This is a genomic window from Halomonas sp. KM007 (genome assembly GCF_050709225.1).
Classification (GTDB): domain Bacteria; phylum Pseudomonadota; class Gammaproteobacteria; order Pseudomonadales; family Halomonadaceae; genus Vreelandella; species Vreelandella hamiltonii.
Genome location: NZ_CP136131.1, coordinates 551,251 through 568,518, shown reverse-complemented (window position 1 = coordinate 568,518; position 17,268 = coordinate 551,251). Strand labels below are relative to the sequence as shown.

The following is a 17,268-nucleotide window of genomic DNA, read 5'->3' as shown; positions in this document are numbered from 1 at the left end:
TGCTCTCCAGTGATCATGACGGGGTGGGGGTGTCAGGGCTGCTCCAGCTGCATGAGCTGCTGGCGGGTCGGCAGGCCCTCCATGTCGCCAACCGCTTGCACCGCCTGAGCACCGATCAGGTTGCCGCGCTGCAGTGCCTTTAGGTGGGGCAGACCATCCAGCAGCGCACTGATCACACCGACGGCAAAGCCGTCACCGGCGCCGACCGTATCGACCACGGTGGCAACCGGCTGGCCGGGCACGCTAAAGCTTTCCAGCTGGCCGCCCAGCACTCCTCGATAATAACTGCCTTCTGGGCCCAGCTTGATGATGACCGCCTTGACGCCTCGTTCCAGGTAGAAGTCGGCGATGGCCTCGGGCGATGTTTGCCCAGTGAGCAGGCGGCCCTCGGACAAGCCCGGCAGCACCCAGTCGGCCAGGGCGGCCAAGGCGTTGAGGGTATCGCGCATCAGGGCATCACTGGGCCAAAGCGTTGGGCGAAGGTTGGGGTCGAAAGAGACGCTGGCGCCCGCCGCGCGCGCTTGCTGCATCATATGGCGGCTCAACTGCGCGGCGCTTTCGGAAAGCGCAGGCGTGATGCCGGTGGCATGCAGGTGGGTGAGGGCGGCCATATCGACGCTTTTGGCGTCTTCGATGCACAGATGGCTGGCAGCACTGCCTCGCCTGAAGTAAGTGACCTTGGGGTCTGCCCCGCGCTTGGCACGCTCCTTGAACAGCAGGCCGGTGGGGTGGCTGGGGTCGGTATGAATATGGCGGCTGTCTACCCCTTCTGCTTCCAGTGCCTGGCGAATGAACTGCCCGAAGCTGTCGCTACCTACGCGGCTCATCCAGGCCACGTCAAATCCCAGCCGGGCCAGGCCTATGGCGACGTTGTTGTCCGCCCCCGCCAGGCGCCGCTGAAAATGCTCCACGGTGGCCAGTTCGCCGGGAGTCTCTGCCACGAACATGGCCATGGCTTCGCCAAAGGTGAGAACGCTGGGGGAGGGTTTGGGGTGTGTCATCGGGGCCTCACGTGTTGTCTTGGGTTGTCGTGTTGGTTTGCAGGCCCTGGCGGTGAGTGCTGCCTCGGGCAATGAGAGTGGGCGCATGGCGGTACTGCACCGGTTGCTCTATCGCCTGGGGGGCAGTCAACCGTGTGATCTGGTTCAGCAGGCTGGTCACGGCGGCCTGGCCAATGGCGTTGGTGGGCTGGGCCAGCGTGGTGATGCCCGGAGGCACCAGGGCGCACCACTCAAGCTCGTCTATACCGATCAGGCCGACGGGCCCCAGAGAAATGGCCTGGTGCTGGAAATGGCGAACCATGGCCAGGGTGGCGTTGCCGTTGGCGCATAGTACGGCGCAAGGGGCCTGGCGATGGCGTTGAACGAAGCCGCGCAGCCGTGAGGCTGCCTGTGGGTTGTCGAGGGATGTCAAGGTTTCGCCCTGTATGCCCAGTGACGTCACGCGTTGTCGAAAGCGCTGCAGCCGCTCCTGGCGAGCGCTGGCCAACTGGGGGGGCTCGCTGACATACAGTACCGCGCGATACCCCCGCTGCATGAGGTGTTCCAGCGCCAGGTCGATGGCCAGTGCGTTATCGAGGCCGATGGTCTCGGCGTCCAGGTTGGCGACGTCGCGGTCGATGAGGGCCAGGGGGATACCGTTGTGCGCCCAGGCTTTCAAGGCGCGCTCTGGCTGCCCGGCCGCATTGACGATCAATCCCTCCACTCGGTAGGACGATAGCGAGGCCAGATGCCGCGTTTCCAGCTCGGGGTCGTTATCGGTATTGCACACGATCAGCGAGTAACCCTGTGCCCGTGCCGCTTGCTCTACTCCATGAACGATGGCCACGGAAAACGGGTTGCGTATGTCGGCGACCAGCATGCCCAGCAGTCTGGATCCGCTGCCTTTCAAGCCCCGTGCCATTTGGTTGGGGGAGTAGCCAAGGCTCTTGGCCGCTTGATCGATACGCGCCTGCAAGGCAGCAGACAGCCTGTCTCGCTCCGGGCCGAAGAAACGTGAAACGCTGGTTTTGGACGTACCTGCCAGCCGAGCGACTTCGATGAGCGTTGCGCGTGAGGAGAGCATGAGCACGACGACCTGATGCAAATGAGTGAATGGGAACGTTCCCATGATAAGGTTTCACCTTAATACCTTTATATCGCCAAGACAATATGCCCATATGGTCAAGGCACATGTGGGCAATGCCTGTGTGGCCAATGCCCGAGCAGCCTTTGCTACGCTGAAAGAAAACCGGGAGGGTGGCGATGCACGTGCACGAGTATCAACAGTACGACGCAACGGGGCTGGCAGCGCTGATTCGTGGCGGGCAGGTGAGCCGGGAAGAGGTGCTGGAGGCCGCGCTGGTGGCCATCGAGCAGGCTAACCCGGCGCTGCAGGCCGTGGTGCGCATGCGGGTTGAGCAGGCGCGTCGTGAAAGCCAGCAGGTAGAAAGTTCGGCCTGTTTTGCCGGTGTGCCCACCTTGAGCAAGGATTTGTTGATGGCCCTCAAAGGGGAGCCCTTGGCGTTCGGCAGTGCTGCGTTACGCGACTGGCGGCCTGCCGAGGACTCGCTGTTCATCCAGCGCTCGCGCAGGGCGGGGCTGGTGGTGGTGGGCCAAACGGCCACGCCGGAGCTTGGCTTGATGGGCATCACGGAGCCCAAGGCATTTGCCCACCCTGAAAACCCGTGGTGCGCAGGCTATTCGCCCGGTGGTTCCAGCGGTGGGGCGGCGGCCGCGGTGGCCGGGGGTATGGTGCCCTTGGCGTTGGCAGGCGATGGCGGCGGTTCCATTCGTATCCCTGCCAGCTATTGCGGGCTGTTCGGGTTCAAGCCTTCCAGGGGCCGCGTGCCGCTGGCGCCAGCCCATGGTGAGGTGTGGCAGGGAGCAGTCGTTGAGCATGCGATCACGCGGAGCGTGCGTGACAGTGCGGCCCTGCTGGAAGAGGTCAACGGCATGGCGCCTTCGGGCCCTTACCCGGTGCTTGCGGAACGCGGCTATGTGGAGGCGCTGTCGAAACCCTGCCCACCCTTGCGGGTGGCGATCTCTCTGGGGGAGCCTTTTGGGCGCAGTGTGGGTACACGGTTGAATCCAGAGGTGAAAACGGCCATCGAGAAAACCGCCCAGCGGCTGGAGGAGATGGGGCACACGGTAGCGTGGTGTGACCCGCCGGTCGACGGTGAGGCGCTTGCCGACAGTTACCTGACGCTCTACCTGGGTCACTTGGCGGCAGACCTGCGCTGGATCAGTCAGCAAACCGGCGTGCCGCTCGGCCGCCTGCCTCTGGAGCCTTCTACCCGCGCCATTGGCCGCTTGGGCGCCAAACTCTCTGCCTGGGAGTACGAGACGGCCAAGCGCTACTGGCACGTGGCCGCCGAGCAGATGAGCCAGTTTCATCAGCGTCATGATGTGCTGGTGCTGCCCGTGGCCGCAGACACCGCGCCTCGGTTGGGGGAGCTGTACCCGTCGGCCCTGCGCGAACGGCTGATGGCGCTGCTGGCGGTGCCGGGCCTGCCCGCGCTGGCCCTGAAGGCGGGGCTGTTGAAGCGCCTGGCCGTCGATGCCCTGAGCCGTACGCCCTTTACCCAGTTGGCCAACCTGACCGGCCAGCCTGCCATGTCGCTACCGATGCACGTGGCGCAAAGCGGCTTGCCCGTGGGGGTGCAGGTAATTGGACGGCTGGGGGAAGACCGCCAGTTGCTGCAGTTGGCCGCCGCCCTGGAGCAGCAGGAAAACTGGCAGGCGAGGCTGCCTCGGCAAGCGTTTACAGCTCAGGCAGGGTAAACTACGCCCCCGTCAATCGACGCCCGTGATTCTATCTAGAGCTTGCTGCATGCACCCATCCTACGAACTGACCGAGGCGGGCGACCGTTATTTCGATGGTCTGGCGGAGAAATTTTCCCGCTCGCTGTATCAGGCCCCGCGTGGAGAGCTGCGCTTGGCCATGCTGGATTACCTGCTGCCTCAGATGCTGAACCTGAACGCCCAGCCGGTACTGGATGTAGGCGGCGGCCTGGGTCAGCTGTCGGCCTGGCTGGCCGAGCGGGGGCATGCGGTGACCATGGCAGAGCCTTCCCAGGATATGTTGGTACACGCCCAGGCATGGCATGGCCAGCGGGTCAGCGAAGGTGCTTTCAATGCCGACGCGCTGCACTACATTACGGCACCGCTGCAAGCGTTGCCCGTTCAAGCCCCCGGGCCCTGGCCGCTGATCACTTGTCATGCGGTGCTGGAGTGGCTGGGCGACCCGGCCCAGGCGCTGGCTACCCTGGCCAGCCTGCTGGCCCCCGGTGGCCAGCTGAGCCTGATGGTGTTCAATCGCGATGCGCTGCGCTTCTCCAACGTGGTGAAGGGCAACTTGAACAAGGCGCTGGGCGACCAGTTGGCAGGCAAGGGGCGTCGCCAGCGCTTGACCCCCATTTCACCCATGACCCACGCGCAAGTTCTGGGCTGGGCCGACACCTGCGGCCTGGAGATGGTCGACGTGGCGGGCATTCGTATCTTTCAGGACTACCTGCGCCAGGCCCCTGCCAGCGCTGACGACCAGGCCACGCTCATGGCGCTGGAACGCCAGTACTGCCGCCAGGAGCCCCATTGGCGGCTGGGCCGCTATCTACTTTACACCTTCACCAAACCCGAGGCCGATGCATGAGCGCTCAACTGCCCGCCAGCCAACTTCTCGAACGTTACCATGGCCCTGCGGCTCAACTGCTGCCCATCGCTCCGCCTGCCGACGGCTGGCTGGTGGAGCGCTCTACCGCCATGATCAGTGGCGATGTGGCGCTGCGCCAGCAGTGGCAGGACGCTGGAAAGCTGGCCAGTAGCCCGCTGGCGCCCATGAATGCAGAGCCCGCTGGCCGCGTGGTGCTATTCTGGCCCAAGGCGCATGCCTTGGGCACGTGGTGGCTGCGCTGGCTGTGCCAATGGCTCCCCGAGAACACGCCTTTCGAGATCGTGGGGGAGCACCAGGGCGGGATCAAGCGTGTGCCGAAGCTGCTGGCAGCGCTGGGCATGGGGTGTGACAAGCTGGACAACGCACGCCGCTGTTCACTGTTTGCCAGCCGCACTGTGGCGCTGCCCGAGCAGCCAGATGAGTGGCAGCGCTTCGAAGCGCTGGGCATGACGCTGGTGAGCCACCCTGGTGTGTTTGGCCATGGCAAGGTCGACGAAGGAACCTTGCTACTACTTAAAACCCTGGAAGCGCACTTGCCCAGGCGCCCGCTGAGCGTGCTGGACATGGGCTGTGGTGACGGCATCATCAGCGCCTGGCTGGCCAGCCGTGGCCATACGGTGACAGCGGTGGACGTCAACGCCTTTGCCGTCGAGGCGTGTCGCCAGACCCTAGCAGCCAACCAGCTGACGGGCAGCGTGTGCGAAAGCGATGTCTACCGTGCGCTGGGCGATGCGCGTTTCGACCTGATCGTCAGCAATCCACCGTTTCACCAGGAGCGCGAGATCAGCTACGGACCGAGTGCGCGGCTCATCGACGAAGCGCGTCAGCACCTGACCCCCAAAGGCCAACTGGTGCTGGTGGCCAACGCCTTCCTGCCTTATCCCGAGCGGCTGGAGCGTGCGTTTGGAAGCTTCGAGACGCTGGCCGACAATCGGCGTTTCCGGGTGTATCGCGGGCAGTCGTGAAGGTGCCGCTGGCTCAAACGCTGGGTGAGGCACCGGCATAGCGAATGTCGGTAATGGTGTAGAACGCCTCGCCGTAGGGCGTGATCACCGTGATCTCGTCGTCCACTTCCTTGCCCAGCAGCGCCTTGGCCATGGGGGCATCGACACTGATCCAGTGCTTCCGAGTGTCGATTTCGTCATGGCCCACCAGGCGAATATGCAGGGCTTCCCCCGCGTCGTCTTCCAAGCTCACGAACGCGCCGAAAAACACTTTGTCGGTGTTGGCGGGCAGCCTGTCCACCACCTGTAGTTCGTCCAGCCGCTGGGTCAGATAGCGGATGCGGGCGATGACCCGGTTCAACTCTTTCTTGTTGTAGGTGTAGTCGGCGTTCTCACTGCGGTCCCCCAACGCAGCGGCTTCCCCCACCTTGGCCGACAGCTCAGGGCGCTTGACGCGGGAAAGGTGGTCGAGAATGCCCCGCAGGCGGGCCGCACCCTCGGCGGTAATCAGGTTGCTCTTGGGTGCCTGGCGCGGGTCTTTTGCCGGATCGCGCCAGCGCGTCATGTTGCGGCCTTTCATGGTGTCGTTACCTTCCCGGAAAAGTGCCTAGCTTACGCTACCAAGGTACAGGGCAACAAAGCGGTGATTCTCTGGCGAATCATTCAAACGTTCGTTACATTGTCAGTGTGGACGAGATATCGCCATGCTTTGGGCAGGTCTAATTCGATAGTGATAACTCAACAGTCATGACTCATTCCTCATGGCTCATTCCTCATTCCTCATTCTTCATAACAACAAGCAGGAGTTTTCCATGCGTGCAATTCCATTTTCTAGACTCTTCATGGCGGCGGCGTTGGGCGGTGCCCTGGTACTGTCGCCGCTGAGCGCGTCGGCCTTCGAAAGCGAGCTGTTCTCCTTGAAGAACCGCTGGGAGCATACGGTGACCGAGATGCCCGCCAACCAACGGGAGTCGACCCTGAGGGCATTGGCGGGCGAGGCAGAGCGACTGGCCCAGCAGAACCCCAACGAGGCCGAGGTGCTGGTATGGCAAGGCATCGTGCTGGCTTCCTATGCTCGAGAGCGGGGTGGGTTGGGGGCGCTGGGTACCGCCGGTGATGCGCGTACGGTGCTGGAACGCGCCGTCGAGATCGACCCCATGGGGGGCAATGGCTCTGCGTATGTGACCCTGGGGGCGCTGTATGACCGTGCCCCGGGGCGCCCGCTGGGGTTTGGCAATAGTGCCACTGCCGAGCGGATGTTCCAGCGGGCACTGGAAATTCGCCCGGACGGTATCGACGTGAACTACTACTATGCCGCTTTCCTGAAGGAAGAGGGCAACACCCAGGCGGCGCGGGAGCATGCTCAGCGAGCCGTGAACGGCACGGCGCGAGAGAGTCGCCAACGTTCCGACGAAGCCCTTCGCCGTGATGCCGAGGCGCTGCTGCGCGAGCTGTAATGGCCGTCAAATCACGCGGTTGATGATCCGATTGGCATTCCCGGTGGCCAGCATTGATAATGGTACGATCATGTTCACTGGGAGTGCCGCATGGGCCCCACACTCAATCGCGACGATGTGGAACTCATCACGCGTGACACCCTTTACAAGGGGTTTTTTCGCCTGGAAGCGCTAGAGCTGCGTCATCGACTTTTCGAGGGCGGCTGGAGCGCCACCATGCGCCGAGAAGTGCACAACCGCCACGATGCGGTGGGTGTGCTGTTGTATGACCCCGAGCGCGATGCGCTGATCCTCGTCGAGCAGTTTCGCGCCGGCGCCATCGACGACCCTCACTCCCCCTGGAAGTTGGAACTGGTGGCTGGCCTCGTCGACAAGGACGAGACCCTGGAAAACGTGGCGCGCCGTGAGGCCCAGGAGGAAGCCGGTTGCCAGGTGGGCCAACTGACCCGATTGCATACCTACTACCCAAGCCCTGGCGCCTGCAACGAGCGGGTCACGCTATTTTGCGGGCTGGTCGATAGCCAGGGCGTGGGAGGCGTGCATGGCGTCGAGGACGAGAATGAAGACATCCGTGTTCATGTCGTCTCTTTTCCCGCCGCCTGGGAACTCCTGGAGCAGGGCAGACTCGACAACGCCATGTGTTTGATCGGCATGCACTGGTTGGCCGGGCAGCGCGCATCGCTGCGGGCGGCTTCCCATCGCGCGGCCGTGTCAGCCGCCGAGGCCAACACCCGGTAAGGAGTCATCATGGCAAGAGCCGCCTACGTAACCGATTTGAAAACTCTGCAAGGGGAGTGCAGCGCCAACTATCTGCGCCTGGTGCGCCTGGTGGGTGACCTGCAGAGCGGCCAGCGGCGCGATATCGCCTTGTGCGGTGATAACCGGCACTTTGGCGACCTCAAGCTGGCCATTCTTCAGCAGGCCCCTTACACCACGCTGGTGGAGATCTCCCAGCGCGGCCCGCTGGATGCGGTCATTGAGGGGCCGCGCATGCGCGTGCACCTTTACCATGATGTGCGCATGGCGGAAGTCATCGACTTTCAGCGCGAGCGTCATTTCAGCGGACGCTATCGCTACCCCAATTCGCGCATGCATCAACCGGATGAAAAGCTGCAGTTGAACTGCTTTTTAGGAGAGTGGTTGGCCCATGGGCTGGCCCATGGTCATGTCGTCGATTTGCCGGAGCTACCCTGATGCGGTTGATACAGATTACCGATGCGCATCTGCACGCTGACAAGCAGGCACGCTCTCGGGCGGCCATTCCCTGGCAGCAGTTCGAAGCCGTGCTGGCCGCCGTGGTGGCCGAGCGCCCGGACGTGGTGGTGGTGAGTGGTGACGTCAGCCAGGACGAAACCAGCGCGTCTTACGTTCACGCCTGCGAGGCCTTGAACCGCCTGCCGTGCCCCTGGTTCTGGATACCGGGCAACCACGACCAGCCCGAGCTGATGGCCGCAGAACGCCCGATGCTGGATGAAGTCGACCTGGAACAGTGGCGCCTGTTGCTGCTGGATACCCATGTGCCGGGCAAGCCCCATGGCGAGCTGGGAGCGAGCAAACTCACCGCCCTGGCCGAACGGCTGGAGCAGGACGAGCGGCCGGTGGCCATCGTCATGCACCACCCGCCGGTGGATGTCGGGGCGGCCTGGATGGATGCGATTGGCTTGCAGGACCGCGATGCGTTCTGGCAGCTGTTGAGCGCTTACCCCCAGGTCAAGATCATTCTGTTTGGGCATGCCCATCAGGCCTTTGCCCAGCATCAGCCGCTGGCGGGCTCGGCGATAGGCACTTATGGTTGCCCCGCCACGTCAGACCAGTTTCTGCCCGGTGCGGAAACCTTTACGGTGGATGAAGCGTCGCGGCCGGGTTATCGCGTGGTGGAGCTGCACGGGGAGGAGTGGCAGACCTGGGTCGAGCGTATCGACCTCTGATGCTTTTCTGTTTAGTTGATAAAGATATAAAAAGATAGTTATTAATTCTTTTGGGTTATTATTGGCCTAGCGTTACCCTACCCACAAATGCCCACCTTGCGATTCATGCGCGCCGGGCGGCACACCATGTTTGCACAGGCTTCCTTGAAAAGCCGTCTCGATAAAAGCAAGCACCGTTTTGTGAGGGAGTAGGTAATGAACCAGTTTTCTGCGCCGTCGGCGACGCAACAGGTGCCCATCGCACCGGATGCCGCTCGATTGACCCACTTGAAGCAGCTCGAAGCCGAGTCGATCCATATCATCCGGGAAGTGGCAGCCGAGTTCAGCAACCCGGTGATGATGTACTCCATCGGCAAGGACTCCTCGGTGATGCTGCATCTGGCGCGGAAGGCCTTCTACCCCGGCACGCCGCCGTTCCCGCTGATGCATATCGATACCACCTGGAAGTTCCGCGAGATGATCGCTTTCCGCAATCGCATGGCGGAAGAGGCGGGCATGGAGCTGATCGTGCATACCAACGAAGAGGGTCGCGCCGCCAACATCAACCCCTTCGATCACGGCAGTGCCAAGTACACCGATATCATGAAGACTCAGGCCCTCAAGCAGGCCCTGAGCAAGCACGGTTTCGATGCTGCCTTTGGCGGCGCGCGGCGCGACGAGGAAGCCTCCCGTGCCAAGGAGCGCGTCTACTCCTTCCGCGACAAGTACCACCGTTGGGATCCCAAAAATCAGCGCCCTGAGCTTTGGAACGTCTATAACGCCAAGGTCAATAAAGGCGAATCGATTCGCGTCTTCCCGCTTTCCAACTGGACCGAGCTGGATATTTGGCAGTACATCTATCTGGAGTCGATTCCGATTGTGCCGCTGTACTACTCCGCCAAACGTCCCGTGGTTGAGCGCGACGGTATGCAGATCATGGTGGACGACGAGCGCCTGCCGCTGGCTGAGGGCGAAGTGCCGGAAGAGAAGTGGGTGCGTTTCAGAACCCTGGGCTGCTACCCGCTGACGGGGGCGGTGGAGTCCACTGCCGCCACGCTGCCGGAGATCATTCAGGAGATGCTGCTGACCAAGACCAGCGAGCGCAGTGGCCGCGCCATCGATCACGATCAGGCCGGTTCCATGGAGAAGAAAAAGCGTGAGGGGTATTTCTAATGGCGCACCAATCAACGTTGATTGCCGATAACATCGAGCAATACCTGCACGAGCACGAAAACAAGGATCTGCTGCGTTTCATCACTTGCGGCAGCGTCGACGACGGCAAGTCCACGCTCATCGGACGGCTGCTCCACGACTCCAAGATGATCTTCGAAGATCAGCTCGCCGCGATCACCAAGGCTTCCAAAACCAGTGGCACCACCGGTGATATGGTGGACCTCGCCCTGTTGGTAGACGGCCTGCAATCGGAGCGCGAGCAGGGCATCACCATCGACGTGGCGTACCGCTTTTTCTCCACCGACAAGCGCAAGTTCATCATTGCCGATACGCCGGGGCATGAGCAGTACACGCGCAACATGGCCACGGGCGCTTCCACTGCCAGCTTGGCGATCATCCTGATCGACGCGCGCTACGGTGTGCAGACCCAAACCCGTCGGCACAGCTTCATTGCCGACCTGCTGGGCATTCAGCATCTGGTCATCGCGGTCAACAAGATGGACCTGGTGGGCTTCTCGGAGGCACGCTTCAACGAGATCGTGGCAGAGTACCGCGCCTTTGCGGCCAACTTGCAGGCCCCGGACATTCGCTTCGTGCCGATGTCGGCGCTCAATGGCGACAACGTGGTCAACGCCAGCGAGCACACGCCCTGGTACTTTGCGGCGGGCAGTGAAGGCTACGAAGGCAAGACCCTGATCGAGCTGCTGGAAAAGGTCGAAGTCACCCGTGACCAGAACCTGAGCGACCTGCGCCTGCCGGTGCAGTACGTCAATCGCCCCAACCTGGACTTCCGAGGCTATTGCGGCACCCTGGCGGCCGGTGTGCTGCGCCCAGGGCAAGCGGTGAAGGCCCTGCCTTCCGGTAAAGCGTCCCGCGTGGCACGCGTGGTCACCTTTGATGGTGATTTAGACGCCGCCTACCCAGGGCAGGCGATTACCGTGACTCTGGAAGATGAGATTGATATCTCTCGTGGTGACTGGATTGTAAGCGCGGATGCTGACATCCCGATCTCGAACGTGTTCAGCGCCGACATCGTGTGGATGCACGAAGACGCCCTCACGCCTGGCAAGCTCTACGACATCAAGCTCGCCACACGTGATTTGGCAGGGCAGGTCAGCGCCATTGAGTACCAGATTGATGTCAATACGCTGGAAAAGCATGCCACCGATTCCCTTGGGCTCAATGCCATCGCCCGCTGTGAGGTTGAGTTGACCGCTTCTATTCCGGTCGATGATTATCGTACCAGCCCTGGCACCGGCAGCTTTATCGTGATTGACCGCCTCACCAATGTGACGGTAGGGGCTGGCATGATTCGCGGCGTTGCTAACGCCCGCGAGCAGGCTGCCGCCACTGATTGGGCCGCCTTCGAGCGTGATTTGAACGCGCTGGTGCGCAAGCACTTCCCCCATTGGGAAGCGAAGGATGTTCGCGAATTGCTAAGCCGCTGAGCTGACGTCGCGTGATCTAAATCATAGTCCTAAAATCATAGCCATAAACAAAGGCCTGCTGCACTTGGTGCAGCAGGCCTTGTTGCGTTTGCCTCAGTGGCGGTGTATGCCAACACCGCCACTGAGGCTCTTCTGCAAAGGACTACTTGGCGTTAGGGAAAAACAGCTGTTGGCCGCCTACCTCGAAGTCAGCAATCGCCTGCTGACCCTCCTCGGATACGAGCCACTGGTGCCACTGGGCGGCTAAATCGTGCTTCAAGTGCGGATGACGCTCTTCCGAGAGCAGCAGGCTGCCGTACTGGTTAAACAGCGCTTCGTCGCCCTCGAACAGCAGGGTCAGGTCCTGCGGGTTTTCAAAGGCCACCCAGGTGGCGCGGTCGGTGAAGCTGTAGGCGTTCATGCCTGCGGCGGTATTCAGGGTCGGCCCCATGCCGCTGCCCAGCTCACGGTACCAATCTCCTTGCGGTGTGACGCCCGCATCTTCCCAAAGGCGCAGCTCGGCGCGGTGAGTGCCGCTGTCGTCACCCCGTGAGGCGAAGGGCGACTCGCTGTCGGCGATCCGCGCGAAGGCGTCGCTGACGCTGTCACTGTCGGCGATGTTGGCGGGGTCATCGCTGGGTCCCACGATCACGAAGTCGTTGTACATCACATCCAGCCGCTCGGTGGCGTAGCCATCGGCAACGAACTGCTCTTCGCCTGCGGTATCGTGAACCAGCAGGCTATCGGCATCGCCACGACGAGCGATTTCGAAGGCCTGGCCAGTGCCGACGGCCACCACCCGCACATCGATCCCGGTCGCTTCTGTAAAGACCGGCAGGATGGCCCCAAACAGGCCCGAGTTCTCGGTAGAGGTGGTGGAAGCCAGGGTAATGTAGTCATCATTGGCCAGCAGCGAGGCGCTCCAGGCCAGTGCCGTGGTGCATAGGCTGGCGGTAACGAGGGTAGTGGTCTTGTTCACGGTCCTGCTCCTTTGGGTATTGTTCAAGCGTCGTGGTGGGGCTTGCTAGAGTAGGGCTTACCAGACCAGCTCGCCCCGTATGAACGCCCTGGCTTGCGCTGTTGCCGGGGTGTCAAAAAAGTCTTCTGCCGAGGTGTGTTCGATCAACTGACCGCTGTACATGAACAGCACGTCATCGGCCAGACGCCGTGCCTGGTGCAAATCGTGGGTGGTCATGACGATACGCGTGCCTGCCTGATGGAACTCATTGACCGCGTCTTCCACGGCCTTGATGGCCGCCGGGTCCAGGGCGGAAGTGGGTTCATCCAGAAACAGGATGGCAGGCTTGAGCAGCCAGGCCCGTGCCAGCGTGAGACGTTGTTGCTCGCCTCCGGAAAGCACCCGGGCGGGGCGTTTGGCCAGGCTGGTCAGGCCGAACTTTTCCAATGCCTGCAAGGCCAGCGCCTTGCGCTGGCGGCGAGGCACCCGATGCACGGCCAGGGCGTAGGTGAGGTTGTCCAGCGCCGAACGGCGCAGTAGCACCGGACGCTGAAAGACCATGGCCTGCACCGGTGGCTTGCCTTCCCAGGTCACCTGGCCACTGCTGGGGCGCAGCAGCCCATGCGCCAAGCGCATGAGCAGGCTTTTGCCAGCCCCGTTGGGGCCCATTACCAGCGTCCGGCGGCAGCCATGCAGCGCCAGTGTGGTCGGTGCCAGCAGCGTGTCGCCACGGTGGCAGAAGCTGACCTGCTGAAAATGCAGGCTGGGGACGGTGGAAGCCGCGGGGCTGAGGGGTGCGTTCATCCTAACCGCCGTTTTGCCGTTTCACTGACCCAGTGGGCCAGTGCATTGATCAAGGTGACCAGACTGAGCAGAATGATGCCCAGCCCCAAGGCCATCGCCAGGTTACCCTTGCTGGTTTCCAGCACGATGCTGGTGGTCATGACCCTGGTCACGCCGTCGATATTACCCCCCACGATCATTACTGCGCCCACTTCCGCACTGGCGCGGCCAAAGCCCGCCAGGATCACGGTCAGCAGGCCAAAGCGCGCATCCCACAGCAGCGTGGGCATCATGCGCAGTTGGCTGAGCCCCAGCGAACGCAGCTGTTCGGCGTACTCGCTGTGCAGAGCTTCCACCTGCTGGCGTGTCAGGGCAGCAATGATCGGAAAGACGAGAATCACCTGGGCAATGACCATGGCGGTGGGCGAGAACAGCAGCCCGAACTGACCCAATGGCCCCGCACGGGAAAGCAGGAGGTAGACGCACAGGCCCGCGACCACGGGAGGCAGCCCCATAAGGGCATTGAGCACCACGATCAGAGCGTTCCGCCCGGGGAACTGCCACAGTGCCAGCGCCGCCCCCAGAGGCAGTGCCAACAGGCTGGCCAGGGTGACCGCGATCAGCGACACCTGAAGCGATAGCGTCACGATGGCCACGAGCGCGGGGTCCATGCCCAGAATGAGCGCTATCGCGGTGCTGAATGGGTTATCCGACATGACGTTCCGTAGCCAGGGTTGCTGATAGGGACAGGTTCATTGTGTTGGTAGGGTGTCGTTGTAAGGTCATGATGTATTTGAAAAGTCACGATGCTGGTAGGAGCATCAGGTAGGGACATAGTGTACGTAAATTTCCCGGGATGCACGGTGCGCTGAAAAATATGCGCTACTATGCAGTCTCATGCAGGAGTTGAAGGTGGGCGGGTGAGAGAGTCTCTGAAAGAGTATTCAAAAGAGTACCTTACGACGGCGGAAGTGGCGGAGTATCTGCGGCTCAAGGAGCGCAAGGTGTATGACCTGGTGCGCCAGGGGCAGATCCCTTGTAGCCGTGCGACCGGGAAACTGTTGTTTCCTCGCCAGCACATCGACATGTGGGTGTTGAGCCACCTGGAAGGCGACCAGGCCCAACGGTTGCCGCCCCCTCAGGTGCTGGCCGGAAGCCTCGATCCGCTGCTGGAGTGGGCGATTCGTGAGAGTGGCTGCGACCTGGCATCGCTGTGCCATGGGAGTGGCGACGGCATTCGGCGCTTGCTCGAAGGCAAGGCCATGGTGGCGGGTATCCACTTGCGGGACCCTGACAGCGGCCGCTACAACGAACCGACCTTGCTGGGGTTGGGTGGGGTCAAGGATCTGGTGGTGCTGCACTGGGCCAAGCGCCGTCAGGGTCTGATAGTAGCGCCGGGCAACCCGCTGGGCCTGAAGACGATCAAGGATCTTGCCCGCCCAGACGTGGTGTGTGCTCATCGCCAGCCCGATGCCGGGGCTGCGCATTTGCTGCGAGGCTTGTTGACGCAAGCGTCCATCGCGTCTGACGCGCTGCGCTGGGCCGACCACATGGCGCTCAGCGAGGAGGATCTCGGCCTGGCCATTGCTCAGGGAGAGGCGGATGTCGGGGTGGGCATGGAGGCGGCGGCGCATCGCCAGCAGCTTCATTTCATTCCCTTGGTGGAGGAGTCGTTCGATCTGGTCCTGCATCGACGCAGCGCTTTCGAGCCCACCATGCAAGCGCTGATGGCCTTTGCCCGGCAGCCGCGCTTTCATCAGCGGGCCGAGGCGCTGAAAGGTTACGACATCAGCCAGCTGGGTCGCGTTTTATACAATGCTTGACGATGGTATAAGATGCGCCACACTGGTTAGGTGCTGTACACGACTACTCATCACGAAATGGAGAGCATGATGAATCAAGCGCTAAATAGTAAACGTGTTGCTATTCTGGCAAAGGATGCCTTCAACGCCAAGCTGCTGGAAGAGCTGCAGGAAGGGCGCCACTCGGGTCAGCACGCTTAATGGCGTGGTATCACCAGTGGGCAAGCTTTGCCAAAAGGCTTGCCCATGTCGTTGCCAAACCCATGAAAAAGGACCGTGGCCGGGGTGGCATGATGGTGCACCCTTATCGTGGCTACGGCTCTCAACAGGAAATTTTCGTCATGGGCCGCGTGTTTCGACAGGCGGCCCTTGGGCGTGCCATCCCGCGGCGCGGCATATTGCGTGACACGGCCGACGTGGCTCGGCGCATCTTTCGCCGTGGCCTGGCTGATGCCCAGGTAGAGATCCGTGTGGGCGAAAATCAGCTGACGCTGACCACCGACCGCGACGGTTATTTCGACGCCCATTTGCCCATCACTTCGACGCTGCCAGTGGACGTTTCCTGGCACCGTGCCGATATCGTCGTACGTGCCAGCGGTCAGCCCACGGTGCGCACCAGCGTGGAAGTCTACGTGCCGCCCCCCGAGGCCGACCTGCTGGTGATCAGTGATATCGACGACACCGTGATGTTCACCGGTGTGGCCGAAAAGCTGAAGATGCTCTATCGGCTGTTCGTGCGCAAACCCCATCGACGCACCGCGTTTCCCGGCGTGGCATCGCTGTACCAGGCGCTCTACCGTGGCCAGACCGAAAAGGCAGAGCGTCCCATTCTGTATGTGTCCCGTGGCCCCTGGGCCATCTATGAAATGCTCGAAGCCTTCTTTCAGCTCAACCGTATTCCGGTGGGGCCAATCCTGTTTCTGCGCGAATGGGGTATCTCCTGGCGCAAGCCCTGGCCGCGCCGGGCAGAAGCCCACAAGCGCGACCTGATCGACCGCATGCTGGCGCTCTATCAGGACATGCCCTGCATCCTGATCGGCGACAGTGGCCAGCACGACCCGGAAGTGTATACCGAGGTTGTCAAAGCCTACCCGGAGCGCATCAAGGCGATCTACATCCGACGGGTGGACAGTGACCCCAAACGCGAAGAGGCCATTCAACGCCTGCGTGAGCAGTTGGCGCACACCCAGTGCGAACTGGTGTTGGCCGCTGACAGCGTGCTGATGGCCGAACATGCCCACGGGCAGGGCGATATATCTGCCCGCGGGCTGCAGGCCGTCAAGCGTGATGTCGCCGCACATCACAACGACCCCGACTGACGCTGCGCCCCCACGCGTATCATGGTAAAACTAATGGCCCGCTTGCGGGTCATTTTACGTAGGCACTGGCCGTCGCGAGCAGCTTGCTTTGCCGCTGTCAGTGCCCCCACGGCTTGTCGAAGCCTCTCTGAATTACCTGTGAACGCAGCGGTGGAGTTATGTGGATTCTGGTCATTGCCATCATGCTGGCAATCTTCGTACTGCCCAACCTCTGGGCGAAATGGGTGCTGAAGCGTCACACCCGTGGCCGTGACGACTACCCGGGCACCGGGGCCGAACTGGCCGAGCACCTGTTGCGCCGCCTGGGTGTAGAAGGGGTCAAGGTAGAGCGTACCGAGCATGGCGACCACTACGACCCGGAAGCCCGCTGTGTGCGCTTGACGCCAGACCACTACGACGGCCGCTCGCTCACCGCCGTCACCGTGGCGGCTCACGAAGTGGGCCATGCCCTGCAGCACCATGAAGGCTATGCGCCGCTGCTGGCCCGCAGCCGCCTGGTGCAGCTGGCGCAAAGAGCAGAAAAGCTGGGGGCGGTGCTGATGATGCTGGCGCCTTTCCTGTTCCTGCTGACCCGCTTGCCCGGCGGCCTGGCGGCGGTGGTGGCCATGGCCGTGATCAGTTTTGGCACTGCGGCACTGGTGCATCTGGTCACGCTGCCGGTCGAGTTCGATGCCAGCTTCAACCGGGCCCTGCCGCTGCTGAAAGACTACGTGCCCCCCTACGACATGCCCGGTGCCCGCCACGTGCTGACCGCTTGCGCCTTCACCTACGTGGCCGCCTCCCTGGCCAGCGTCATGAACCTGGGGCGCTGGCTGGTGATTTTAAGGCGCTGATTTAAAAGTACTGGT

The 17,268-nt window shown here is 62.3% G+C and carries 18 protein-coding genes; 12 read left to right on the top strand and 6 right to left on the bottom strand.

The window, feature by feature from the left end:
* Positions 1 to 32 precede the first annotated feature (32 nt).
* Positions 33 to 1,001, bottom strand: a complete 969-nt coding sequence (locus RVM27_RS02735; RefSeq protein WP_498957288.1) for a sugar kinase — start codon at positions 999 to 1,001, stop codon at positions 33 to 35.
* Positions 1,002 to 1,008: 7 nt separating this feature from the next.
* Positions 1,009 to 2,109: a LacI family DNA-binding transcriptional regulator gene (locus RVM27_RS02730; RefSeq protein ID WP_498957287.1), complete on the bottom strand. Its 1,101-nt coding sequence runs from the start codon at positions 2,107 to 2,109 to the stop codon at positions 1,009 to 1,011.
* Between the two features lie 134 nt (positions 2,110 to 2,243).
* On the opposite strand from RVM27_RS02730, the gene RVM27_RS02725 reads away from it, so the two are divergent.
* The 3 genes from RVM27_RS02725 to RVM27_RS02715 are packed head-to-tail and all read left to right on the top strand — an operon-like array spanning position 2,244 to position 5,615.
* Positions 2,244 to 3,761: an amidase gene (locus RVM27_RS02725; RefSeq protein ID WP_498957286.1), complete on the top strand. Its 1,518-nt coding sequence runs from the start codon at positions 2,244 to 2,246 to the stop codon at positions 3,759 to 3,761.
* Between the two features lie 49 nt (positions 3,762 to 3,810).
* Positions 3,811 to 4,629, top strand: a complete 819-nt coding sequence (locus RVM27_RS02720) for a class I SAM-dependent methyltransferase (protein WP_498957285.1) — start codon at positions 3,811 to 3,813, stop codon at positions 4,627 to 4,629.
* Positions 4,626 to 5,615, top strand: a complete 990-nt coding sequence (locus RVM27_RS02715) for a 16S rRNA (guanine(1207)-N(2))-methyltransferase RsmC (protein ID WP_498957284.1) — start codon at positions 4,626 to 4,628, stop codon at positions 5,613 to 5,615. Before RVM27_RS02720 ends, RVM27_RS02715 begins: the two co-directional genes overlap by 4 nt.
* 13 nt (positions 5,616 to 5,628) lie before the next feature.
* Here RVM27_RS02715 and greB read toward each other — a convergent pair whose 3' ends face one another.
* Complete coding sequence (gene greB / locus RVM27_RS02710; RefSeq protein WP_498957283.1) at positions 5,629 to 6,174, bottom strand: transcription elongation factor GreB; 546 nt, start codon at positions 6,172 to 6,174, stop codon at positions 5,629 to 5,631.
* A 232-nt stretch (positions 6,175 to 6,406) separates the two neighbouring features.
* On the opposite strand from greB, the gene RVM27_RS02705 reads away from it, so the two are divergent.
* From RVM27_RS02705 to cysN, 6 genes are all read left to right on the top strand, one after another.
* Positions 6,407 to 7,051 (top strand): TRAP transporter TatT component family protein, encoded by a 645-nt coding sequence (locus RVM27_RS02705; protein ID WP_144983456.1) that lies wholly within the window; start codon positions 6,407 to 6,409, stop codon positions 7,049 to 7,051.
* 90 nt (positions 7,052 to 7,141) lie between these two features.
* Positions 7,142 to 7,789, top strand: coding sequence for an NUDIX hydrolase (locus RVM27_RS02700; RefSeq protein WP_498957282.1), 648 nt, complete (start codon positions 7,142 to 7,144; stop codon positions 7,787 to 7,789).
* 9 nt (positions 7,790 to 7,798) lie between these two features.
* Positions 7,799 to 8,245 carry a DUF1249 domain-containing protein gene (locus tag RVM27_RS02695; protein WP_498957281.1) on the top strand — a complete coding sequence of 149 codons (447 nt, stop codon included), beginning with the start codon at positions 7,799 to 7,801 and terminating at the stop codon, positions 8,243 to 8,245.
* Positions 8,245 to 8,979 (top strand): metallophosphoesterase, encoded by a 735-nt coding sequence (locus RVM27_RS02690; protein WP_287807388.1) that lies wholly within the window; start codon positions 8,245 to 8,247, stop codon positions 8,977 to 8,979. The genes RVM27_RS02695 and RVM27_RS02690 overlap by 1 nt, the downstream gene beginning before the upstream one ends.
* A 195-nt stretch (positions 8,980 to 9,174) precedes the next feature.
* Positions 9,175 to 10,131, top strand: coding sequence for a sulfate adenylyltransferase subunit CysD (cysD, locus tag RVM27_RS02685; protein WP_498957280.1), 957 nt, complete (start codon positions 9,175 to 9,177; stop codon positions 10,129 to 10,131).
* Positions 10,131 to 11,579, top strand: coding sequence for a sulfate adenylyltransferase subunit 1 (gene cysN, locus RVM27_RS02680; protein WP_498957279.1), 1,449 nt, complete (start codon positions 10,131 to 10,133; stop codon positions 11,577 to 11,579). Before cysD ends, cysN begins: the two co-directional genes overlap by 1 nt.
* Positions 11,580 to 11,721: 142 nt before the next feature.
* Here cysN and RVM27_RS02675 read toward each other — a convergent pair whose 3' ends face one another.
* Genes RVM27_RS02675 through RVM27_RS02665 form a run of 3 tightly spaced genes read right to left on the bottom strand, consistent with a single transcriptional unit; the run spans position 11,722 to position 14,015 of the window.
* Complete coding sequence (locus RVM27_RS02675) at positions 11,722 to 12,537, bottom strand: ABC transporter substrate-binding protein (RefSeq protein ID WP_228219422.1); 816 nt, start codon at positions 12,535 to 12,537, stop codon at positions 11,722 to 11,724.
* A gap of 57 nt (positions 12,538 to 12,594) precedes the next feature.
* The gene (locus RVM27_RS02670; protein ID WP_498957278.1) at positions 12,595 to 13,320 is read right to left on the bottom strand and encodes a P-loop NTPase family protein; all 726 of its coding nucleotides are present in this window, start codon (positions 13,318 to 13,320) and stop codon (positions 12,595 to 12,597) included.
* Complete coding sequence (locus tag RVM27_RS02665) at positions 13,317 to 14,015, bottom strand: ABC transporter permease (RefSeq protein ID WP_287807378.1); 699 nt, start codon at positions 14,013 to 14,015, stop codon at positions 13,317 to 13,319. The genes RVM27_RS02670 and RVM27_RS02665 overlap by 4 nt, the downstream gene beginning before the upstream one ends.
* A 204-nt stretch (positions 14,016 to 14,219) precedes the next feature.
* Here RVM27_RS02665 and RVM27_RS02660 point away from each other — a divergent pair, with 204 nt between their 5' ends.
* The 3 genes from RVM27_RS02660 (at position 14,220) to RVM27_RS02650 (ending at position 17,253) form a co-directional block, all read left to right on the top strand.
* Positions 14,220 to 15,122 (top strand): substrate-binding domain-containing protein, encoded by a 903-nt coding sequence (locus RVM27_RS02660; protein ID WP_498957277.1) that lies wholly within the window; start codon positions 14,220 to 14,222, stop codon positions 15,120 to 15,122.
* A gap of 242 nt (positions 15,123 to 15,364) precedes the next feature.
* Positions 15,365 to 16,420 carry an App1 family protein phosphatidate phosphatase gene (locus tag RVM27_RS02655; RefSeq protein ID WP_227407877.1) on the top strand — a complete coding sequence of 352 codons (1,056 nt, stop codon included), beginning with the start codon at positions 15,365 to 15,367 and terminating at the stop codon, positions 16,418 to 16,420.
* Between the two features lie 158 nt (positions 16,421 to 16,578).
* On the top strand, positions 16,579 to 17,253 hold the full coding sequence (locus RVM27_RS02650) for a zinc metallopeptidase (RefSeq protein WP_039177627.1): 675 nt from the start codon (positions 16,579 to 16,581) through the stop codon (positions 17,251 to 17,253).
* The last annotated feature ends 15 nt before the right edge of the window (positions 17,254 to 17,268 follow it).